The sequence below is a fragment of the Acidiphilium sp. genome, from assembly GCF_049977125.1.
In the GTDB taxonomy this organism is placed as follows: Bacteria; Pseudomonadota; Alphaproteobacteria; order Acetobacterales; family Acetobacteraceae; genus Acidiphilium.
In genome coordinates this window covers 19,649-41,403 of record NZ_JBMFGY010000004.1, presented here as the reverse complement: position 1 = coordinate 41,403, position 21,755 = coordinate 19,649, and the positions used below count along the sequence as shown (strand labels likewise).

Sequence of the window (21,755 nt, the reverse complement as noted above, 5' to 3'; positions counted from 1 at the left end):
TCGACGGCCACCGGTCGGACGGCGTTATCGTGGCCTTTGCGGGGTGCGAGCCTGCATCAGCTGCCACCCTCGACAAGCAAAGGTGCTGTCATGAGTGACGCGATGCGGTCCCGCGTGATGCCGGGCGCGCACGCACGCAAGACGAAGCCGTTCGGCGCCACATCGATGACGGCGAGATTGGTGTAAACCCGGCTGACCGATCCGTATGCGGTCAGTGGATAGGAGCAGCGCCGCACCAGCCGCGCCGTGCCATCGCGCGCGACATGTTCCATCAGCACCCAAACCCGCTTAGCCCCGGCGCCGAGGTCCATCGCGCCGCCGACCGCAGGTGCCTCGTCGGGCCGGCCGGTCGACCAGTTAGCGAGGTCGCCGTTGGCCGCTACCTGATAGCCCCCCAGAACACAGAGATCGAGATGGCCGCCGCGAATGATCGCGAAACTGTCGGACTGGCCCACAATCGAGGCACCTTGTCGCAGGGTGATCGGCTGTTTGCCGGCATTGATCAGCCAAGGGTCCTCATCGCCAGGTTCAGGCGCGGGGCCAACGCCGATGACGCCGTTTTCCGAGTGGAACATCACTTCGCGCTGGACTGGCACGAAATTGGCGATCAGAGTCGGTAGGCCGATGCCAAGGTTGACCACCCAGCCCTCGGGAATATCGGCGGCGACACGAGCGGCCATTTCATCGCGTGACCATCCATCGGGCGCAGTCATGCAGGCTCTCCAGGGACATAGATGCGGTTCACGAACAGGCCGGGCGTCACAATCGCTTCGGGAGTGAGGGAGCCGAGCGCGCATCGTCGGTGAGCGAGCGCAATTGTCATCGTGGCGGCGCTCGCCATGATCGGGTTGAAATTGCGTCCGGTCGCGCGATAGGTCAGGTTACCCCAGCGATCGGCCTCCCACGCCTCGATCAGCGCGACATCAGCCCCGAGGGCATATTCGAGAACGCAGGCGCGGCCACCGACGATACGGGTTTCCTTGCCCTCGGCGAGTAAGGTGCCAGCGCCGGTGGGGGTGAAGAACGCTGGCACACCGGCACCGGCAGCGCGAATGCGTTCAGCCAGTGTGCCCTGCGGCACGAGTTCGAGCTTAATCCGGCCGGCAGCGTAGAGATCGTCGAACGCGGTTCGCGTGCTGGCTCGTGGATAGGAGCAGATGACCTTTGCGATGGCGCCCCGGTCGATCAGCCTCGGCAGACCACCGAAATCGCCGCCCGCGTTGTTTGCGATGATTACTAGATCGCGCAACCCGCGCTCGCCCAGGGCATCGACCAGGAGATGCGGTTGACCGACCGCGCCGAACCCGCCGATCATAATGGTTGCGCCATCTCCGATGCCAGACAGAGCCGACTCGATACTGGGGACGAATTTGTCGATCATCGTGATCAGATCCGCTCGATCAGCATTGCGATTCCCTGACCGACGCCGATGCACATGGTGGCGATCGCCCAGCGGCCGCCACCGACTTCGAGGGCGCGCAGAGCGGTGCCAGCCAGACGTGCGCCCGAGGCGCCGAGCGGATGACCGAGCGCGATGGCACCACCATGCGTGTTCACCCGCGCGTCGTCATCGGCGAGGCCCAGCCGACGCGTCACTGCGAGAGCCTGGCTGGCAAAGGCTTCGTTCAGCTCGATCACGTCGATCTCGTGAAGCGACCGGCCAGTGCGCGCCAGTAGCTTCTCGGTCGCCGGTGCCGGACCGATACCCATGATACGCGGTGCAACACCGACGGTTGTCATGGCGACGATGCGTCCGCGTGGGGTAAGGCCGTGCGCTGCCGCCGCCTCGGCGCTGGCGATGATCAGAGCCGCCGCGCCGTCGTTCACACCGGAGGCGTTCCCGGCAGTCACGCTGCCCGGGGTCCGGAATGGGGTTTTGAGCTGACTGAGGCCTGCGAGTGTCGTGTCGGGTCGTGGGTGTTCATCGGTGTCGACGCGCATATCGCCCTTGCGCGAGGCAAGCGTGACCGGCGTGATCTCGCCCGCGAGAAACGCCGCCGCCGCCTTGCATTTCTGTTGGCTGTAATAAGCGAACAGATCCTGGTCGGCCCGGCTGATCGAAAATGTGCTCGCCACAGTCTCGGCGGTTTCCGGCATCGAATCCACGCCATAGCTTACGCGCATGGCCGGATTGGGAAAGCGCCAGCCGATCGTAGTGTCGTAGAGTTCGGCGCTACGGCTAAAGGCTTCGCTGCTTTTCGCGACGACGAAGGGCGCACGGGTCATGCTTTCCACACCGCCGGCTATAAGTAATTCTGCCTCACCTGCCCGGATGGCCCGCGCCGCAGTGCCGACTGCGTCGAGTCCTGAGCCGCAGAGACGGTTGACAGTGGCACCTGGGACGATTTCGGGCAGTCCGGCGAGTAGACTGGCCATACGGGCGATGTTGCGGTTATCCTCGCCCGCCTGATTGGCGCAGCCGAGCAGGACGTCGTCGATCAGGCCTGGATCGAGTGTCGGGTTGCGCGCAAGCAGGGCACGCAGCGGGATCGCCGCGAGATCATCGGTCCGCACCTGAGCCAGAACGCCGCCGTAGCGGCCGAACGGGGTGCGGATGTAATCACAGATGAAGGCTTCGGGCACCGATCAAAACTCCAGGGACGCCATTTTTTGCCGTCCTTGCGGCGTGATGTCCAGCCGGAAGCGTGAGTGAGCCTGGCGCCTAACGACTTATGGCAGGCGGAAGTGGGGGATGCCGAGTGGTTCAGAAATCTGTACAGCGGCCGTTTTGCTCCCAATCGCCATAACGGGTCGGTTCTGGTCCTTTCGGCCCACCGATTTCCTTTGGCATCGCTTTTGGGGGCGTCGATTCGGATGAAACGGGTACGGAGGATGGCGTTTCGGGGGTTTCGGTCATGGTTTCGGTTCCGGGGGGGCGGGTAGGGTTACGGCAGCTTCGCGGAGGCGTTGTTCGGCGAGCGGGCGCCAGGGCGCGTTGGCGGGAGCTTTGTCGAGGGCCTGATGGAACAGATTGGCCGCGTTGGGGGTGACGTGGCCGGCGGCTTCGGTTTCGGCTTCGGCGGTTTCGGCGGCGAGGGTCGCGTTGAACTTCATGTTCAGGGCAACGGTCCATGCCTTAGCCGCGGCGGCGAGTTTGTGTTGCGATACCAGGGCTTGGCCGAGCAGAAGGTAGCCTTGCCGCGCCTGTTCAGTATTGGGCGGGATTTCGGCGAGTTTTTGTTCCAGCTTGGCGATTAGCGCATCGTCCTTTGCACGTGCTTCGGAGACGGCGCGCATCACGACAGAATGGGGTTCGGAGGGGATGAAGGGCATGCCGAAGGGCACGAACAAGGCAAGAGCCGCGATTGGAATAATTACGAGGGTAGCGATCAGCAGGCCACGTGCGCTGCGGTTGGCTTCGGGTTCGGGGATGGTGTCGGCCACAAGAAGGCGACGCTGTACTTCGAGCCGCGCCCCCTGGAATTCGGATTCAGGCAGACGGCCATCGGCGCGGTCGCGCTCAATTTCCTCGAGTTGGGCGCGATGTAGAGCCACCGCGGTATCGCGGCGGTAACGGATCGAACCACGCCGGAACCATACAACGACCACGGGCGAAATCGCCAAAAGTGATAGTAACGCCATCCACAGCCAGATCACGAAAGCAGTTCCTTCAAACGATCGCGCTCGTCGGGCGATAGCGGGGGAGGTCCGGTCTGTTTGCGCCGGCGTGCGATGAGCAGCACCAGTAGGCCGAGCACCAATGCAATACCGGGGGAGAACCAGAGTAGCCAGGTCAGCGGGATCAGAGGTGGTTTGAGCAGAACGAAAATGCCATAGCGATGGACCATGAAATCGATGATCTGCCGGTTCGTATCACCCGCGACCACCCGACGGCGGATGATGCCGCGGAACTGCTTGGCGAGGCCGGCGGCAGAATTTTCAACGGTCTCGTTCTGGCAGACAAGACAGCGGAGCTTGTCGCCGATGACCTCAGCACGTTTTTCCTGAGGAATGGTCAGCACGACGCCGTCGCGCTTGATCGTGGTCGGCGTATCGGCGGTGGCGATGCCGAAGGCTAAACCAAGGCCGATCAGGCCGAGGATGAGAAGTCGTTTCATCGATGGCGCCTCATGAGATGCGTTGCAGCGCGGGCTTGAGTTGATCCTCGATGACTTCGGGGAACAGCGGGCCGGCGGTGTGCCAGCGCACCTCGCCACCCGGCGCGATCAGGAAACTTTCCGGCACACCATAGACGCCCCAGTTGATCGCGACGCGGCCGGTCGTGTCGGTCGCGAGGCGGCGGTAAGGGTTGCCGTATTTGGCAAGATATAGCGCTAGGGCGGTAGCTTTGTCTTGGTAGGCGATACCCCAGATGTCGAGGCCGGATTTGGCGATGGCGTCGAGATAGGGGGCTTCGCCAGCGCAGGGCACGCACCATGAAGCGAAAAAATTGATCAGCAGCGGGCGCGGCTGCGTCATGACCGCCGCCTGATCGAAACCTTTGTGACCATCGACGCCGGGAAGGGTAAAATCGGGCACCTTGCGACCGACCAGCGGGTTGTTGAATGCCTGCGGGTTATAGGTGCCTTTGCCCATGCGTTCGAGCAGGGCATAGAACCCGACGCCGCCCACCACGACGGTGGCGAGCGGAATGCCAAACAGCAGGCGGCGGGAGAGGCGCGCGTCCATGCAATGCTCAGACCGTAGCCGAACCGGCGGGCTTGCGGGCCTTCGCCCGGGCCGGGGCACCGACGCGGAAGCGTCGGTCGCTCAGGGACAGCACACCGCCGAGCGCCATGATGAACCCGCCGATCCAGATTTCAGGGGCAAACGGGTGGATATTGAAGCGGAATTCCCCGCCGCCGGAATTATCCTCGCCGGCGAAGGTGGCGAACATGTTGCGCACGCCGTTGGTCTGGATCGCGGCGGCGACGGTCTTGACCTTTTCGGCGGTGAAGAAGCGGCGCTCGGGATGCATCATCATCACCAGCTTGCCGTGGCGGGAGACTTTGATGGTGGCGAGGCGCGCGGTGTAGTTCGGGCCTGAAGCGGGCACAATGGATTCGAGTTTCCAGTTGAATCCCCCAAGATCGACCGACTGTCCGGGATGAAGCACGGTGACAGTATGAACCCGCAGGGTCATTCCTGCGATGCCGAGGACCACAATACCGAAGCCAAGATGGCCGAAGGCGGCACCGATCGAGGCGCGGGGGATGGTGGCTAGGCGGGCCAGGGACTGACCCAGCGGCACCCGAAACAGGCGAACGCGTTCGGCAAGGTCGATGAAGGCGCCGATGATAACCCAGGTGGCGCCGGCCAAGCCGAGAGCAGCGATGAAGTGGCCCTTGAACATGAGGTAGCCAAACACGATCAGTGCGGCGACCGCGCCATACCAGAGCTTGACCAACGCCGGGCCAAGGGTGGCCCGTTTCCAGGGTAGCAGCGGGCCAACCGCCATGGCAAGGATAAGCGGAGCGGTCAGCGGCAGTACCGCTTGGTCATAAAACGGTGCACCGACCGAGAGTTGCAGGCCGAAAGCGAGATCGACGAAGGGAGGATACATCGTGCCGGTGAAAACGACGGCGGCGATGATACAGAGAAAAACATTGTTAAGGATCAACGCACCTTCACGTGAGACCGGGGCAAACATGCCGGTGGCGGTCAGGACAGGGGCGCGGATGGCGAACAGGAGCAAGGAGCCGCCGATGGTGATGGCGAGCAGAACGAGAATGAATAGACCCTGGTTTGGCGATGCGGCGAACGCGTGGACAGAGTTCAATAATCCCGAACGGACCAGAAAGGTGCCACACAGGCTGAGCGAGAAAGTGGCGATGGCGAGCAGGACGCTCCAGGTTTTGAGAGCCTCGCGTTTTTCCACCACGATGGCGGAATGGATCAGTGCTGTGCCGGTCAACCAGGGCAACAATGCCACGTTCTCCACCGGGTCCCAGAACCAGAAGCCGCCCCAGCCGAGGGTATAATAAGACCACAGTGAGCCGAAACAGATACCGCAGGTGAGAAACACCCAGGACACCAGAGTCCACGGCCTTACCCAGCGACCCCAGGCGGCGTCAACTCTTCCTTCAATCAGCGCCGCAACGGCGAAGGCGAAGGCGATCGAGAAGCCAACATAGCCGGTGTAAAGGATCGGCGGATGCACCGCGAGGCCCGGGTCCTGCAGAATCGGGTTGACACCGGCACCATGCAGCGGCGGCGGCCAGATCCGGCGGAATGGATCGGACACCGCGATGGTGAACAACAAGAAACCTCCCGAGACCAGGCCGAGCACGCCGAGCACGCGGGAGCGCAGGCTGGAGGGGATGTTATTGCCGAATACGCCTACGGTCGCTCCGCACAGCGCGAGGATCAGGCACCAGAGGAGCATCGAACCGTCGTGATTGCCCCAGGTTCCGGTGATCCGATAGAAAAGGGGCGTGGTGCTGGAGGAGAATTCGGCGACATTGCGGACAGTGAAATCCGATACCACGCCTGCCCAGACCAGAGCGGCGAAGGCACTGGCGAGCATCAGGAATTGACCGATCGCCAGTGCCGGCGCGGCGCGCAGCACCAAACGGTCGCGCAGCATCGGGCCGAATAAACCCACAACGGCCTGGGCGAGCGCAATCGCCAGTGCGAGAGCAAGAGCGAAATGACCGAGGGCGGGGATCATGCGGGCAGCCTCGTGGCCATTTCACTCATTTGCGTCAGCCTCAATGGTGCGGGGGGATTTATCATCCCAGGTGGCGGCGTTGGGTGGCGGCCCGAATTTCGGGTTCCACTTGCCGGCCTTGCGCAGGGCCTGCTCGACATCCGCCGGCATGTAACTGGCACCGTGTTTGGCAAGCACCGTGCTGGCATCGAACACCGTATCGCCCCTTGTCATGGCACCGATGGTGACGACGCCCTGCCCCTGGCGGAACAGGCCGGGCAGGACGCCAGTATAGACCACCGGTATCGAAGCCTGCCCGTCGGTGATGCGGAAGGTGGTGTAGGGTTTGTTGTTGCGCGTGCCCATCACCACCGTGTTGGCCTGCACAACGCCGCCAAGGCGGAACACCATGCCGGGAGCGGGATGCTTGGCGACGACCTCGTTCGGCGACAGGAAAAACGACAGGCTGGAGCGGAACGCCACGAGCATCAGGGCGGTGGCGCTGCAGACGCCGATGCCGCAGGCGGCCACGAGATAAAGGCGGCGTTTTTTACGACTCATCATGATATGGCTCTCCGCCGTAATCGTGGTTCGATCGCCGCAAGCCGGCGCCGGGCGCCACGGTAGCGCAGTAGCGAGGCAAGGGCGAGGCTGCCCAGAATGAGGACCGCCGCGCCGTAGCTGCCGGCGACGAACGGCATGACATGATGTAGCATGTTCGACTTATCGACCAGCGGCACAAAATTAGCCGGAACAGAACCCGATGCGGTCATCGCGCCGACCCTCGTTCAGCCTGGGCCAACAAGAGGCTGCGCGCACGGTTTTCCATGATGAAGCTCGAGATCTGGCCCAGACTCATTGCGAGGAACGCGAGGTAAAAACCAATGGTGCTGATGACCAGCGGATAGAGCATCGTAACGTAGATTTTCGACGGGCCGGTGATCGAGATGGAATTGCCCTGATGCAACGTGTTCCACCAGTACACACTAAAGACGATAATCGGTAGGTTTACCGCGCCGACCAAGCCGAGAATGGCGGCGGCGCGATAACCATGCTGCGGATTATCGAATGCACGGATCAGGGCCATGTGGCCAAGATAAAGGAACAGCAGGATGAGTACCGAGGTCAGCCGCGCATCCCACACCCAGTAGGTACCCCATTCCGGACGCCCCCAGAGCGAACCGGAAATCAGGCAAAGCGCGGTGAAGCCGGCACCGATCGGGCCGATTTCGCGGGCGGCGATGTCGGCCAGGGGATGGCGCCATACGACCGAGAGGAGCGAACAGATCGCAAGGGCGGCGTAGCCGTTCATCGCGACCCACGCGGCAGGAATATGCACGTACATGATGCGAGAGGCGATGCCCTGTTGCCAATCAGCGGGAGCATAGAAGAAACCCCAAACCAGACCGACCACGGTTGTGATGGCCGCGATAATGGTCAACCAGGGTAATATCGGTTGCACCAAGCGCTGGAACCGGCCGGGATTGGCGAAGCGGTGCAGCCAAGCACCCGCTTTTGACTGCGGCACGCCGATCGGAGTTGCTGAGACTTGTCCGGTATAATCCGGCATGACTGACCGTTCCATAAACAAAGGTTTAATACGAAATCGATGGTTTGCCACCCCCCACGCCGACTTCGCTTGGATGATGCCGATCACATCTTGGCGTTGTTATATATCACGCAATCGTGGCAGAGAGCGATTTTCATCGCGAAAGGATGCGGTCGTGCAGTTTATTCTGATAGCCCATGACAATGATGATGGTCTGGCTCTGCGCAAACGGGTGCGCCCGGATCATATCGCCTATCTGACCGAAATCGCCGGCAGCATAAGTTTCGGTGGTCCGTTGCTCGATGACGACGGTAACCCCTGCGGTTCGATGATCGTGTACGACACACCCGATCGCGAAACCGCCGTGGAACTGATCGCCAATGACCCCTACAGTCGCGCCGGGTTGTTCGCCCGCACCGAATTGATGGCGTTCCGCACCGTGGTGCGTGACGGAGCGATCACACCTTGATGACGGTTGCGCGACAGTTCTGGTTGGTCAAATCCGAACCCGACGCGTTTTCCTGGGCGCAGCAAGTCGCCAATGGGGTCGAACCCTGGACCGGTGTGCGCAACCACATGGCGCGCAACAATCTGCGTGCGATGCAACTTGGAGATCACGCATTTTTTTATCACTCCAACGTGGGGCGTGAGATTGTCGGCGTGGTCGAGGTTGTGCGTGAAGCCTACCCTGACCCCAGTGCCGTAGCCGGCGACTGGGTCGCTGTGGACATGAGGGCGGTCGCCGCAATGCCCCACCCGGTCACGCTCGCCGCAATTAAGGCCGATCCGGCGCTGACGGAGATCGCATTGATCAAGTTTTCGCGCCTCTCGGTTTGCCCGATCAGTGCGACGCATTGGGCACATATCTGCTTACTTGGCGGCTATCCCGGGTGACGCTGCCTCATGCCAAAAACGCAATCAACGCCGCGACCACCGCAGCGGGCTGTTCGGCATGCAGCCAATGGCCGGCGCCCTCGATCGTGATAATTGTCGCTGCGGAGAAGTACTGGTGGATCGCTTCATCGGCCGATAGCGGCACATAGGACGAGGTGGCACCGCGCAGGAACAGCGCCGGACCCCGGTATTGCGGGGAGGCTGGATCGGGCCAGCCGACCAGATCATCCATGGCGGCGCTAATTCCGGCGAGGCCTAGGCGCCAGTGCGGCATCGCACCCCGCCTTGTATCTGTCGGTGTTCCTGGCCCCGTCACGAGATTGTTCAGCAGAAAGCCGCGCAACGCGGCGTCGGGGATCGCGGCGGATAGTGCCGCATCGGCTGCTTGGCGAGTCAATCCCGGTGACAGGGCGAGGTCGCGCAGCGCGGCGATGATGCCATCATGCTCGTGGTGATAGGCAATCGGCGCGATATCGAGCACGGCGAGGCGCGCGACCAGTGCCGGATGCAGCAGTGCCGTCATCATCGCGGTCTTGCCGCCCATCGAATGCCCGATTACTGCGGCGCGCGAAACGCCGAGCGATTCCAGGGTCTCGACCACATCCGCGGCCATAGTGGGGTAGCGCATGTCCGCCGCGTGGCTGCTGGCACCATGATTGCGCAGATCGAGCGCGATCACCCTGAACCGTCCGGCGAGGCCGCGCGCAATCACGCCGAGGTTGCGCCCAGACCCGAAGAGGCCATGCAGCAGCACGATGTCCAGTGCACTGCCCGGCTCGCGGCCAGTTATCGTGGCATGAAGGCGCACTTAAGGTTGAAAAAACTTGAATATCGGTGGCATCGCGCTAGAGTCGTCCGATGAGTGCTGAAATGCAAGTTATCGACCCCACGTCCCGCCTCGGCCGGCTGATCGCACGCCAAGCGCAGAAACGTCATCTCGCTGCCGTCTGGGCCGAACTCGCCGGCATCATGCCTGGAATGACGGTACTCGACGTCGGTGCCGGCTCGGGGGCGCTGTCGTTTGAATATGCGGCCATGGTGGGCCCGGGCGGGCTGATCATAGCGCTCAACCCAGATGCGATGTGCCGCGACTATGTTGCCGCCGAAGCCGTGCAACGGGGCGTGAACCTACGAAGCCTGCTAGGGACGGTCGAGGCACTGCCGCTGCTGCCCGCGCAGCCCGATCGTGTAATGCTAACCGATGCGCTGCACCACATGGAAAATCCGGTCGCCGCGCTGCGCGCGCTGCGCGCCGTAATACACCCGCAGGGGCTATTGTTCATCGCGGAATACGATCCCGCCGGCGAAGGGGCGGTCGGGGTGAAACTGGCGCGGCGGACCTATCCCAACGATCTGCTGGCGATGCTCGCTGCGGCTAAATTTTCGATCAGCGCGACCGCTGACGCACCGGACGAACATTACACGATCATCGCCCGGCCATGATCGCGGCGGTGCGACGAGATCCGATCGCGCTTCTCGCCGTGACCGGGCTGATCGGATTCGGCGCACTAGCCTGGCTGATGCCGTCGCTCATCGTGCCGCTGCTGGTATTGACCGGCCTCGGCCTCGGTGCGGCGATCGCCTACGCCAGACCGGTCGCAACCATGGCGGTGTGGCTCCTTCTGGTGGAGACAACACCGGAGATGTGGCTCTCGGACCTGATCGGCAAGCATGAACTGATCATTGCACTGCTAAAAACCGCTGGTCTGATTATCGTGGGTCTGGCCGCACTGCGAGACGGTGCTCGGATCGACAAATTCAACCCCTCCTATGCGTTTCTGGTGATGTTCGGGGACGGCATCGCTCATGGATTGTGGCCCGGCCTGACGCTGATGGCGTCGCTGCGCTCGTTGATCGGCTCGACCGCGCCATTTGCCACCGGATATCTCCGAATGAGCGATGCGATGCGCACAAGCATCATCCGCTGCACGATCATCGGGCCCAGCGTTACAGTCAGCTATGGTGCCCTTCTTGCGGCGCTCGGCGCGCGGCCGCTTTACGGCACCCAACTTGGCGCGGTGCGGCTTGCGGCATCGAGCGCGCCGGCGTTTCTGGGGGGATTCGCTATGATGGCGATCTTTGCCGGGCTGATCGCGTTCCTCGGCACCGGGCGGCTCCGTGAATGGGGCTGGATCGCGGTCAATTTCGCCATTCTAGTCGCAACCGGTGCACGCTCGCCACTGGCAATGGCGACTCTCATCACGCTGGCAACCCTGCTTGCCACACCATCGGGCTTTCTCGGTTCGGGGCGGAGGATCGGCCTGCTCGCCCTCGGCGGTGCGCTGTTGGGCGTAATCCTGATGGCGGCCTCAGCACTGCATTTCATCCGGGTGGTCGATCTGATCCATCTCGGCGATGCCGGGAGTCTGTCGAACCGGCAGTTGATTTGGCCGTTCTTCGAGGCCGCAGCCTGGAAATCGCCGATCGTCGGCTGGGGTGTTGGCGCCGGCAAGGTTGTGGTGCCATTGAAATCCTATATCGGTCGGTTTCTCGGCACCAACGCGGCGCATAACGAATATCTGCGCATCACCGTCGAGGGCGGCGTGATCGGCGCGGTGCTGCTGTTCGGCATGATGACCCTTTGGTTATTTCGGGGCAGCGCTGCGCTGCCGGTAGGGCAGCGACGGATCATCCGGCTTGTATTCCTCGCCTTCGCGGTGCAATCTTTCACCGACAATACTTTGATCGCAACGACTAGTCTGGTGTTCTTCACTTGGGCACGCGCGGTCTTTGTCAACCCGGATGAAAGATCGCCCCGATCATGACCACCGCCGCCTGCCTTTCGCGCCGCACATTGCTCGCCACGCCCGCACTGCTTTCATTGCCGGCGATCGCGCATGCTACCCCCGCGACGCCGCCGGCCATTGCCATCGTGCTGGACTCCGGGGGAGCCAATCTCTCGATTATCGACATGATGTCACGCAGGGTGCTACGCGAGGAACCGACCTTTCGCGAACCCAGCCACTGGGCGCTCACGCCTGATCACAAGACACTCTTGGTCTGCGACGCTTCGGGCAACGCAATTTTTTTTCTTGATCCGGTCACCGGTCGCGAACGCGGCCATAAACTGATCCCCGACCCTTATCAGCTTTGGTTCAGCCCGGATGGCCGGTATCTCACCGTCAACTGCCTGCGGCTCAACCATGTCGATGTCTATCATGCCGCCACCCTCACCCTTGCGCATCGATTTAAGGTCGGCTCGATGCCAAGCCATCTGAGCTACACGCCGGATTCGAAAACCGTGTTCAGTTCGATGCAGGATTCCGGCACACTGGTCTCGCTCGACCTTGTTAGCATGAAACCGCGTTGGACCACCGCTGTCGGCAAGACCCCGGCGGGCGTGATGTGGCACAACGGTGTGGTTCTGGTCGCGATCATGGGCAGCGACCATGTCGTGGTGGTCGATCCGACCACAGGGCAGCGGGTTCGCACTGTGGTGACCGACAAGGGTGCCCATAACTTGTTTCTGAGTCCGGATCGCCAGCGGATCTACGTGACTAACCGCGTCGCCGGTTCGCTCACCGTGCTCGATGCGAAAACCCTGGGTGCGGTCAAGCGAATCGCGATGCCGGGTGGCCCCGACGATCTGTGCTTCGCGCCGGATGGCAAGCTCTGGATCGCATTGCGGTTCGATTCGCGAGTTGCGGTCTATGATCCGAAGGCCGACGCAACCGATTATATCCCAGTCGGGCGTTCGCCGCACGGCATTTTTCTGTCCACCCTGCTGAACGACAAACCCGCCCTGACGGCGATGCGGCTCGCGTGATGAACTTGGTTGTACAAATCCTGTCGCATTTCCCGGTCCATCCATTCAACGACCTCGCCGGGTGGATCGAGCAAGTCGCGGTGCTGCCGGTCCTGTACCGGCTCGACCTGATGCAGTGGAGCGAACTCTCGTTCGGCTGGACCCTCGTTGCGGTCTATGGTGTTACTCAGATGATTCTCGCCTATGCCGTCTGCGTGCCGCTTGAACGGCGTTATCCGATCGAACGTTGGGAGGAGCGAAAGCACGTTCTGGTCGATGTGCTATACACATTCCTCGCCCGCGTTGGTGTGCTGCCGATCATGACCTTTGTTGTTTTTTACGCGGCACAGGTCCAGCTCAATGGTTTCCTCGCCGATCGAGGCTACGTGCCGCCGATGCTTGAAACCATGATTCCACCGCTTTTCGGTCACCCGCTCATCACCTTCACGTTCTATGCGCTGATCCTCGATTTCACCGATTACTGGCGCCATAGGCTGTCGCATCGGTTCTCACTCTGGTATGCGCTACATGCGGTGCACCACGCCCAGCGGCAGATGACGTTCTGGTCTGATGATCGCAACCATATCATCGATGAAATCATCAGCTTCCTGTGGTTCATGGCGGTTGGCCTGTTGATCGGCATCCCGCCGCTGCAATTTCCGCTACTGCTCCTGATGCTGCGATTCGTCGAAAGCTTTAGCCATGCCAATGCACGCATCTCGTTCGGCTGGCTCGGTGAACGACTTCTGGTCTCACCGCGATTCCACCGCGCCCACCATGGCATCCGTGCGGCCGGTGAACGGTCGTTCAACTATGGCGCTGTCTTTCCGTTTTGGGACATGATGTTCCGTACCGCCGATTTCTCGACTGAGTTTCCGCGCACCGGCGATCATACCGCCCCCGAAGCCATGGCCACCGGCAACTATTTCGCGCAACAATGGTCTGCCATTCCCCTTCTCGCCCGCGCCCTGCGCTCCCAGCGCCCCTCGGTTTGAGGCGTCAGTGGGAGGGGGGTCGGCAGTCCGCTGACAAGGCGTGGCGGCGTTTCACACTGATGGGCGTTTGAAGAAACCAGGTTCGATCGGCGGGTCGGCGAAATCTTCGGTGATGGTTAGGACTTCGGCCCCCGGCGGACCAAGGCGGCACGCTCGCAGCAATTCCTCGACGGCGGGGGCGTTGCCGGCGATCAAAGCCTCGAGTGTGCCATCACGCCGGTTACGGACCCAGCCGGCTAGGCCGAGACGTCGGGCACGCACCGTCATCCAGTCGCGAAAGCCAATACCCTGCACCCGGCCGGTCAGCACCAGCGATTTTGCAATCATGATCTCGTCAGAGTAACGAACATGGCCGCAGATGCAATGTCCCGGGCGATGCCATTGCGGCGGGCCTGGGCTTCGGCGTCGGCACCCCAGGTTGCCTCCTGCCAGATTTCATCAAGCCGAGCGAGATCGTGTGCGGTTTCCGGCGTCATGGCGCCGGCGATAGTGGCCAGACCGAGTACCAGACTGCCGAGGGCGGGTACCGCAACGCCGAGGCCGGCAAGTGCCCACTCATCTTGGCTGGCGAGAGCGCCGGCGAGGCATCGCAGCGCAGCATCGGATTGGGTGACAGCGATGATCCCGCGAGTCGTCACCAAGCGAGCGCCGAGGCGATTGTTGGCCCAGTCGAGCCAAGGTTGCCATTTTTCATGTTGCAGCGCTGCGAGGGCTGCGGGGGTTTCGGCGCGGTAGCACAGCAGGTCTGTGCTGCCGTAGGCAAGTAGATTGCGGCGTAGCGCGTCTGGATCGGGGGCGATCTGCTCGATCGCGGCACCGGCGAGTTGGGTTAGTGGCAGATCGTCGGGGATGATTGTGGCGTTCGCCGCGCGCCACTCGCCGGCAATTGCACTGGCGAGGGCTTGATGCGGCACGGCAAGCGGCGCGCCGCCGGGAAGGCGCACCGGCTTGCCGTCGAGCCGGATGGCGAAGCCCGCTTCGACGGCGTCGATCGTCACGTCTGTCCAGAAACGGCGCATCACGTCAGCGGAATAGCGACTGCAGCAGATTCTGGGGTCCGCTCTGGGGTGCGCCTGGCGGTGCGGCGGGAGCCGTGGGGGATGAGGCCGCGATGGGCATTGGGCCGGGATGGTTCATGCGGGCCAGCGCGAGTGCACCGGTGCAGCTTTGTGGATCGGCCGGCGACGGCGCGATACCGAGGCTTTGCGCAAGGTGTCCCAGCACGGTGCCACCGTTGTCGCCGAGCTGACGTGAGAGGGCAGAAAGGGTTGCACCGTAATCGCCGGGGGGGGCCAGGGCTTCACGCGGATCAGCAAAGGTACCGGTTACCGCGATCGGGATCGGCGCGCTGCCGGCACCCACCCGCACCTGGGGCCGCAGGATCAGATTGAGCCGTTCCGCACCAAGATCGAGCGTGCCGGTGCCGGTTAGAGCCATCCGGCTTGAATCGAGGGTGAGCGCACGCACACTCGCGAGGCCATTGGTGGCATCGAGTCGGCTGGCGAAGCAGCGCACCATCACCGGCCCCTGCGCACCGACCATCGCGGCAGGCAGACCCACCGCGCTCAACGATGATCCGAAGAGGCGGTTCAGCAACGCGCCATCGATTTCACCGTTTACGGTGGAAACCCCAAGCGTGCCGTTGAGTGTCGCCGCAATGCCGCGCGGCGTGTTGCCCTGGCCGGAAAGGTCGGCATAGAGCTGAACCGTAGCAGCAGCAGTATTGGGCAGACCCAACAGGGCTAGCAAGGGCGCGAGGCGAAACGCGGGTGCCGCCTCGGTGACATGAATGCGGGGCGGATTCGTCATCGCATCGACCGATAGCGTACCACTGACCGAGCCACCCGGTAATTCGGCGGTGATCGGGCGCACCGTCAATACACCGTCATGCAGCAGTCCATGCGCAGTGATCGCGTCATAGATCGCACCCGCGTATTTTAGCTGGCCGATGGTGAGTTCGACATTGCCGTTGCCATCACGCAGCACACCGAACGGCAACGGAAGAGCCGGGATCAAGTCGCCCGACTCGGAAGGTGGAGCCGAAGCGGGGGCGGGCGCACGCGCCACCGCCACGCCGGCGACGGGTTTTGGCATTGCCTGCAGCAGCGCAGTCAGATCGACCCGCGGTGCATTGATCACCGCCTGCAAATCAGGTGTCTTTCCACGCAACAGGCTGAACGCACCACCGAATTGGCCCTGATCGGCGGTGACGGCGAGGCTGTCCAACCCGATGGCATGGATCAGCCCCCGACCTCCGGGATCGGTCAGCAGGCCGGAGAGGCCTATATTGGTCCAGGCAGGCAGATCTTGACCCGCCAGATCGGACAGATGGGCGAGGTTGGGGATGCGGGCGGTGAGCTTCAGCGCCACCCCGGCCAATCGCGTCGGGTTGGCAATACCGCCGGCGACACCGAATCGGGCGCTGCCGACCTTGGCAGCAAGATTGACCGCGAAGCGCGCGACCGGAGCCTGACGGTCCGCCGGTATGCCGGCTTCTGGCACGACCGCTGGTCCCCCGAATGCTGCGGTCAGGATCGGCCCGATCGGTCCGGCTGCACCCTCCAGCCCGACCGGCTTGCCCTGATACTCCCCGGCCAGCGCGATGTTCAGCGGTTGATCGAGGGCGGCCATGGTCGCATTGAGTGAGGCGATCGACAGACCCTTGCGCCAGGTGCCGAGGTCGGACTGACCGGCAGTGAGCGTGGCGTTGGTGATCACCGGCAGGACATCGCCGGCCCGGTCTCGTACCTGACCAGCGGTGGTAGCCGCCTGACTAATCTGGGCGGCGAAACTTACCGATTTCAGCGGAGGCAGATCGATCCCGCCGATATAGGAATCGAGCGTCGCTAAGTCGGGGATATCGGCATGGACATCGAGCGTGTAGCCGCTCATCCGACGGGGATGCGCGATGCTGCCCTTGAGCGTGAGGGTCGCGTTCTGTGCGCCAAACGTAAGATCGATCGGCCAAGCACCACCACCGCTGGTCAAGCGCGAGACCGGGCCTGTTGTGCCGCCGACGGTAAAGGGTGCGGAGTCGTAGCGCGCCTGCATCGACAGATGCAGCGGCGCGCCTAGTGAGGCGGCGCTGGCGGTGAAATGGGCGATGGTTAGGATTGTCGGCGCCACGGGCGGCACGGGGGTACGGTCGGCGCGTAATGGTTCAAGGGCGGTCGGCGGCTTGTAGGTGATGGTACCGTCTTCGATCGAGACCGATTGCAACGCGATGCTGTGCCGCGTCGCCACCGGCGCACTACGGTCCGGGGTGGATGCCGAGATGCCGGCAGATGTGGCGTTGAACAGCCAGTTGGGTGCGCCGGTCGGGCCGTATTCCAGGGTGATGACCGGATCGATCAGCATGAGCTTGATGATGTCGATCCGATGACTCAGAAGCGGCAGCAGCGCCACCTGGGCCTCGACGCGCTTGAGGGTCGCCATGTCGGGATCGGCGAAACCGGGTGGGTTGGCCAGGGTGATGCCGGTGGCGGAAATTGTTGGCACCAGCGACAGGCTCATCCGCAACGGGCCGGTGATGCTGGCCTGTCGGCCGGAGGCGCGCTCGACTGCGGCGATAATGTCGGGTTTGTAGCGATCGGGATTGAAGGTCGCGACGAAAATCGCCACGACCACCACCGGCAGCACAACGACGACCGCGATCACGATCAGCGCTATCCGTCGATATGGCTTGGGTTTTTTCATGCTATTCCGCTTAAGGGGTTTCGGCGCGCTCCGCGAGCGGCGCGAGGCAGGATTGCGATTAATTCAGAAGCCGAACATGTGATCGAAAGCCAGCGCCGGGCCACAGCGCTTGCCATGATAGCCGAACAACCGGCATGTGGCGTCGCGAATGATCACATAACCGCCGGCGGCGCGGGCAAGGTCGGCTGGGTCGAACATAAGCCACGGCTTGACCGTTGCCGAGCCTGAACACGCGATCGCGAGGGAGAGTTCCGCGACCATGTCGCCCGACGAGTCATGCAAGAGTATCATGGTCTGTGACATTTGGTGCCAGGGCGCCGAGGCAGGATAGACCAGCACGCAGAAACTCGGTACCGTCGCGGTGCCGAGATCAAGGAACAGCCGCGTCGAGAGTCCAGGCGGCGGTCCGGCGTAGGATTGCGGTTCGCCCTTCCAAGTCATGATCGTGTTGAAGATATGAGCACCGAAACTGGTTTCGGCGGCATGGGCACCATCGCGGCGTTCGTAACGAAACAGACCATGAAGCCAGCCATCGGCCTCGCCGCCGGCACTGAAATCATAGACCAATTCGCCATGGCCGCCATCCGGCAGGGCATCGGGCGACAGTAGGTCATCAAGGTCGATCGCGAGTGCATGGTTACGCGGCAGCGCACCGTAGGTACGTTGCGCGATTGGTGAGCCATCAGGCGCGAAGACATCGAGCCGGATCGGCATCGTCGTCTGGGTCTGTGCCATTGGTGTGGGCAGGGCGATGGTGGTGAATTCGGCACGGTTCAGGATCGGGAACGGCAACAGGAACCCCCGGCCGAGTAATGGCGACAGGGTTTTCAGGCCCGGGTCAGGGCGGAGATCGGCGCGCTCGACGTTGACATGGGCAATCCGGGTCCGACCATGTCGCGTGACCTCATAGCGCGGTCGCACCACGTGGCGACCGGCGCGGAGCTCGATTTGATCGGGCCAATGCGTGTCGGGCAGCAGGGTCGCGACGTCGATTGCGAGTGTCGCAAAGGGGGGGATCATGGCATTGAGCATCACCGGCGCTTCCGCGCCCATCCGGTCGAGGCTGATCGCGCCGGCGGGTATTGGCACCGCGTGACTGTTCTGCAGCCACAAGACGACCCGTTCATCTGCGCGCGGCGCCGGTAGGCCAGCGTATCGTTCGGCCGGCCAGGCGTTGGCGTCATGTGTACAGGACAGGCTGCCGCCGCCATCGGTCGCGTAGGTATCGAGGGCGTATTTCACCACATCGTGCCCGGCCACGCCGATCGCATGGATGAACAACTGGCCGGTGAATGGCCCTAGATTATGCGCGCGCCGCACATCGCCACTAGCGATGGAGATGCTGCCCGGCTGGTCCGGGACTGCGTGGTTGAACGTCGCCAACACTTCGCCGGTGTCGTCAAACAATCGGCACCACAGCCGTACCGCGCGCGCGCCGTATCCATGCCAGTAGTTCGCTGTAGTCAGGCGTGTTGCCATCGCATCGTCGTCACGGAAGAATACAAAATTGGTGGCAAAATTAAGTGGATCGAGGTAGCGGCGCGGGTTGGTCAGAAGCGTTTCCGGCAGTCGAACGGAATCGAGGGTCTGGATTGTCATGCCTGGTGCGACGAGCCCGCCGATCCGCGCGGCGAGGCGATCGGCGTCGAACACGGCGATCAGCAGGGTTTTCGCGGTGCTGGCGGGCAGATCGCTCAACGGCCGCGCGATGAAACCGGCGCGCGTCTCTCCCAGCGCGAGGGTGTCATGTACATAGATCGCAGCGACCGGAAAATCCGGCGCCAGCGCCCGCAATGGGACGAAAATCCGCTCCGGATCATACACCGCGACGGGCCCGGCGGCGCGCAGATCGGCCACCAAATCGTTTAATCGCGCCGCCGCGAGCGGGTGTGAAAGCGCCTTGTAGACCGTATTGCCACCACGGACATTGTCGAACGTATCGATCTCGAGCATCGGCTCAGTATCCCAGCAGCCGGCGCAGCGCGGCGGCGGCCATCGGCGTGTCGTTGAGCGGCGTGGTCGGCCAGAGATCGAGCCGTCCGGTGAAATCCCTCGCGCGACCGATGCTGACCATATCATTCATGAATTCGCCGATCCGGCTCGATTTCCCGGGGAGCCGGGCCAGCATCACCGGGGCGTCGGTCGCCACCGCCTCGGACACCATCGAGACCGAATCCGCCGTCACCACGATGGCGTCGGCCAGGGCAAGCATGCCGAAATACGGGTTCTCGCCGGTCATGTCCCACACATGGGCTCCGCGCGGGGCCAGCGCATCATGCAGGGCGGCGCGGGCGGCGGTGTCGGTCCGGCGGGAAGGGGTAAGCATCAGCCCGACCTTATCGGTATCCATCATCACGGCCAACTGGGTTGCAAGGTGGCGGGCGGCGGCAGTATCGAGACGATAGCGACCGTTCGAACCGCCGATTAGCACAGCGACAAGCGGGCGCGGCAGATGTGCAAACACCGGCGTCCAGATCGCTCTTGCCTCGGCGAGACGGTCAGTGCAGACTCGATGCATCGCGGTGCGCGCGACGATCACGTTCGGCCCGGTTATGGCGTCATGTTTCGCCGCCACAATGGCATCGAACCGGCCGGGGTCCATGCGTGGATGCTGAATGATGACCGCCGGCAAATCGGGGCGGCGCAGAGCCGCGACTAGCCGCGCCGCGGCACCACCGGCTCCGATCAGCACGTCCCCGTCGGGCGGAGCCAGCGCCGCGGGTTCGATCGCGCAGACCACGTTCGGCCATAGCATCGGCGATAACCGGTTCCAAGGCGATTTCGGTATAATCACCCGGCTGTCGGCGGCAAAGCCGGCGGCTTCGGCGAGGCCTAGGGCCTGGTTGCGCAACCCGGCAAGATCGGTGCACAAAATTCGTGCGGTGACCGTTTCCGTGGAGTCGGGTCGCGAGATGTCGGGAGTGATGGAGGCGCGATCGGCGCTGAAACTTATCGGTGCGGCCATGGCGGCGTTTTGGGTCCGCCTCCCGGTTTCGTCAACTGATGCCAAGTGCTGCGAGCGCCGCCGCCAGCGGTGCTGCGCCGAGCGCGGCCCGCGCGAACGTTTGCCCGGCAGCGGCGAGGGCGTGGCGTCGCGCCGGATTTTCGGCCAGATCGTGTAAAAGCGCGGCAGCATGATCGATATTCGGCTCGGCCCAGACCGTGACGCCTCGATTGTAGATGCCGCGCGGATCGGCCACCGGAGTCAGCCGATAATCGACCAGGGCAGCGCTCGTGCTATCCATGAACTCCAGATTGCCCGACCAACCGGTGGCGATGGTGGCGATGCCGCGCAGCATCGCTTCGGCCGGCACTAGGCCGAACCCCTCCGCACGGTGTAGACTGACTAAGATGTCGCTGCTGGCGAGCAAAGCGCGTAACATTTCACCACTCCAAGTCTCATCGATCACACGGATGTTGCCGACTCCGCCGACTGCTCCACGCAGCAGCGCCATGTCGGTTGGAAACGCCGCCCCGCCCGTCAGTTTGATCACCAGGATTCGGTCCGCCCGGTTGCCGAAGGCGGCGCGGTGGGCGGCGATCGCGCCCAGCGGGTTCTTGCGCGCGAAACTCGCTCCGAGATTGGCGATCACGACACTCACCACCGCTTCCGCAGGCAGATCGAACCGTTCGCGCCGCGGCAACGCCGGCGGCAGATCGAGCGCGGCCAGCGGATAGGGCACCAGCCTAACCATGCCAGGGTAGATTGCTTCGATCGCGGTTTTGGTGAAGGCCGAGGGAACCCAAATGTCATGAACATAACGCTTGCCGCCGTGCCAGGACGCCGGTAACCGCTCCAACTCCCAGTTCCACATCCCGATGACCCGTCGGCCGCGCAGAAAATCGCGTGGTGCCCGTGCCAGCATTAGCGGGATCGACGGCGCGTTGACATGCAGGATCATGGCGCCATGGCCTGCGAGTCGTGCGGGATCGGGGCGTCGCAGCACGCCGAGTTCGACCGAATCGAGAGTGCGGACCAGGGGTTTCAGCCCATCATGCAGAAGTCGCACCGCCTCGCCTAGGCCGGAGATGCGTGCCATTTCACCTGCTATCACAACGCCTTGGCTGCTCGATGGCGGGTTTGGGTCGACGTGCGGTGCCACGGCAGTGGCGAGGGCGTGCAGTGCGGCACGGCGTGGGCCGGCAGGAACCTTACGCCACACCCGATGGGCGAGTCCAAGTCGCTCAGCCATCGTTGAGCACAGCCTCGATGGCCAAGTCGCACAATGCGGGTAGTTGCAGCATTTCCATCTCGGGTTAGAGTACTACCATGGTGCGGGAAAAACC

24 protein-coding genes are annotated in these 21,755 nt (G+C 63.1%); 6 read left to right on the top strand and 18 right to left on the bottom strand.

Going from position 1 to position 21,755, the window contains the following annotated elements:
• Nucleotides 1-56: 56 nt before the first annotated feature.
• The 11 genes from ACP5E6_RS01450 to ACP5E6_RS01400 all read right to left on the bottom strand — a co-directional run bounded on the left by ACP5E6_RS01450 (nt 57) and on the right by ACP5E6_RS01400 (nt 8,159).
• Nucleotides 57-713 (bottom strand): 3-oxoacid CoA-transferase subunit B, encoded by a 657-nt coding sequence (locus tag ACP5E6_RS01450; protein WP_427950695.1) that lies wholly within the window; start codon nt 711-713, stop codon nt 57-59.
• Entirely contained in the window at nt 710-1,381 is a 672-nt protein-coding gene (locus ACP5E6_RS01445; protein WP_427950692.1) for a 3-oxoacid CoA-transferase subunit A, read from the bottom strand. The genes ACP5E6_RS01450 and ACP5E6_RS01445 overlap by 4 nt, the downstream gene beginning before the upstream one ends.
• Nucleotides 1,382-1,386: 5 nt before the next feature.
• Entirely contained in the window at nt 1,387-2,583 is a 1,197-nt protein-coding gene (pcaF, locus tag ACP5E6_RS01440) for a 3-oxoadipyl-CoA thiolase (protein WP_427950690.1), read from the bottom strand.
• A gap of 121 nt (nt 2,584-2,704) precedes the next feature.
• Entirely contained in the window at nt 2,705-2,857 is a 153-nt protein-coding gene (locus ACP5E6_RS01435; protein WP_427950687.1) for a DUF1674 domain-containing protein, read from the bottom strand.
• Nucleotides 2,854-3,597: a c-type cytochrome biogenesis protein CcmI gene (gene ccmI, locus ACP5E6_RS01430; protein ID WP_427950685.1), complete on the bottom strand. Its 744-nt coding sequence runs from the start codon at nt 3,595-3,597 to the stop codon at nt 2,854-2,856. The genes ACP5E6_RS01435 and ccmI overlap by 4 nt, the downstream gene beginning before the upstream one ends.
• Entirely contained in the window at nt 3,594-4,058 is a 465-nt protein-coding gene (locus ACP5E6_RS01425) for a cytochrome c-type biogenesis protein (protein WP_427950682.1), read from the bottom strand. Before ACP5E6_RS01425 ends, ccmI begins: the two co-directional genes overlap by 4 nt.
• Nucleotides 4,059-4,068: 10 nt before the next feature.
• Complete coding sequence (locus ACP5E6_RS01420) at nt 4,069-4,629, bottom strand: DsbE family thiol:disulfide interchange protein (protein ID WP_427950680.1); 561 nt, start codon at nt 4,627-4,629, stop codon at nt 4,069-4,071.
• A 7-nt stretch (nt 4,630-4,636) separates the two neighbouring features.
• Nucleotides 4,637-6,610, bottom strand: coding sequence for a heme lyase CcmF/NrfE family subunit (locus tag ACP5E6_RS01415; RefSeq protein ID WP_427950678.1), 1,974 nt, complete (start codon nt 6,608-6,610; stop codon nt 4,637-4,639).
• A gap of 21 nt (nt 6,611-6,631) precedes the next feature.
• Complete coding sequence (gene ccmE / locus ACP5E6_RS01410; protein ID WP_427950675.1) at nt 6,632-7,153, bottom strand: cytochrome c maturation protein CcmE; 522 nt, start codon at nt 7,151-7,153, stop codon at nt 6,632-6,634.
• The gene (gene ccmD, locus ACP5E6_RS01405; RefSeq protein WP_427950672.1) at nt 7,150-7,362 is read right to left on the bottom strand and encodes a heme exporter protein CcmD; all 213 of its coding nucleotides are present in this window, start codon (nt 7,360-7,362) and stop codon (nt 7,150-7,152) included. The genes ccmE and ccmD overlap by 4 nt, the downstream gene beginning before the upstream one ends.
• Complete coding sequence (locus tag ACP5E6_RS01400) at nt 7,359-8,159, bottom strand: heme ABC transporter permease (RefSeq protein WP_427950797.1); 801 nt, start codon at nt 8,157-8,159, stop codon at nt 7,359-7,361. Before ACP5E6_RS01400 ends, ccmD begins: the two co-directional genes overlap by 4 nt.
• A gap of 154 nt (nt 8,160-8,313) precedes the next feature.
• On the opposite strand from ACP5E6_RS01400, the gene ACP5E6_RS01395 reads away from it, so the two are divergent.
• Together ACP5E6_RS01395 and ACP5E6_RS01390 are read left to right on the top strand one after the other, a co-directional pair.
• The gene (locus ACP5E6_RS01395; RefSeq protein ID WP_427950669.1) at nt 8,314-8,607 is read left to right on the top strand and encodes a YciI family protein; all 294 of its coding nucleotides are present in this window, start codon (nt 8,314-8,316) and stop codon (nt 8,605-8,607) included.
• Nucleotides 8,607-9,032, top strand: coding sequence for an EVE domain-containing protein (locus tag ACP5E6_RS01390; RefSeq protein WP_427950666.1), 426 nt, complete (start codon nt 8,607-8,609; stop codon nt 9,030-9,032). The genes ACP5E6_RS01395 and ACP5E6_RS01390 overlap by 1 nt, the downstream gene beginning before the upstream one ends.
• Before the next feature lie 7 nt (nt 9,033-9,039).
• Here the strand turns inward: ACP5E6_RS01390 and ACP5E6_RS01385 are convergent, their stop codons facing one another.
• Entirely contained in the window at nt 9,040-9,840 is an 801-nt protein-coding gene (locus ACP5E6_RS01385) for an alpha/beta fold hydrolase (RefSeq protein ID WP_427950664.1), read from the bottom strand.
• Nucleotides 9,841-9,902: 62 nt separating this feature from the next.
• Between ACP5E6_RS01385 and ACP5E6_RS01380 the strand changes: the two genes are divergently transcribed.
• The 4 genes from ACP5E6_RS01380 to ACP5E6_RS01365 are packed head-to-tail and all read left to right on the top strand — an operon-like array spanning nt 9,903 to nt 13,772.
• Nucleotides 9,903-10,475, top strand: a complete 573-nt coding sequence (locus ACP5E6_RS01380) for a class I SAM-dependent methyltransferase (RefSeq protein ID WP_427950661.1) — start codon at nt 9,903-9,905, stop codon at nt 10,473-10,475.
• Nucleotides 10,472-11,797 (top strand): O-antigen ligase family protein, encoded by a 1,326-nt coding sequence (locus ACP5E6_RS01375; protein WP_427950658.1) that lies wholly within the window; start codon nt 10,472-10,474, stop codon nt 11,795-11,797. The genes ACP5E6_RS01380 and ACP5E6_RS01375 overlap by 4 nt, the downstream gene beginning before the upstream one ends.
• Nucleotides 11,794-12,798, top strand: coding sequence for a YncE family protein (locus tag ACP5E6_RS01370; RefSeq protein ID WP_427950655.1), 1,005 nt, complete (start codon nt 11,794-11,796; stop codon nt 12,796-12,798). Before ACP5E6_RS01375 ends, ACP5E6_RS01370 begins: the two co-directional genes overlap by 4 nt.
• Nucleotides 12,798-13,772, top strand: coding sequence for a sterol desaturase family protein (locus tag ACP5E6_RS01365; protein WP_427950652.1), 975 nt, complete (start codon nt 12,798-12,800; stop codon nt 13,770-13,772). Before ACP5E6_RS01370 ends, ACP5E6_RS01365 begins: the two co-directional genes overlap by 1 nt.
• 51 nt (nt 13,773-13,823) lie before the next feature.
• Here ACP5E6_RS01365 and ACP5E6_RS01360 read toward each other — a convergent pair whose 3' ends face one another.
• The 6 genes from ACP5E6_RS01360 to ACP5E6_RS01335 all read right to left on the bottom strand — a co-directional run bounded on the left by ACP5E6_RS01360 (nt 13,824) and on the right by ACP5E6_RS01335 (nt 21,661).
• Nucleotides 13,824-14,099: an acylphosphatase gene (locus ACP5E6_RS01360; RefSeq protein ID WP_427950650.1), complete on the bottom strand. Its 276-nt coding sequence runs from the start codon at nt 14,097-14,099 to the stop codon at nt 13,824-13,826.
• Nucleotides 14,096-14,791: an ATP12 family chaperone protein gene (locus ACP5E6_RS01355; RefSeq protein WP_427950647.1), complete on the bottom strand. Its 696-nt coding sequence runs from the start codon at nt 14,789-14,791 to the stop codon at nt 14,096-14,098. The genes ACP5E6_RS01360 and ACP5E6_RS01355 overlap by 4 nt, the downstream gene beginning before the upstream one ends.
• A 4-nt stretch (nt 14,792-14,795) precedes the next feature.
• Nucleotides 14,796-17,468, bottom strand: coding sequence for an AsmA family protein (locus tag ACP5E6_RS01350; RefSeq protein WP_427950644.1), 2,673 nt, complete (start codon nt 17,466-17,468; stop codon nt 14,796-14,798).
• A 63-nt stretch (nt 17,469-17,531) separates the two neighbouring features.
• A complete protein-coding gene (locus ACP5E6_RS01345; RefSeq protein ID WP_427950641.1) occupies nt 17,532-19,421 on the bottom strand; it encodes a hypothetical protein in 1,890 nt (629 codons plus the stop codon).
• 4 nt (nt 19,422-19,425) lie between these two features.
• A complete protein-coding gene (locus ACP5E6_RS01340; RefSeq protein ID WP_427950638.1) occupies nt 19,426-20,433 on the bottom strand; it encodes a mitochondrial fission ELM1 family protein in 1,008 nt (335 codons plus the stop codon).
• Between the two features lie 31 nt (nt 20,434-20,464).
• Entirely contained in the window at nt 20,465-21,661 is a 1,197-nt protein-coding gene (locus ACP5E6_RS01335) for a glycosyltransferase (protein ID WP_427950636.1), read from the bottom strand.
• Nucleotides 21,662-21,755: the final 94 nt, after the last annotated feature.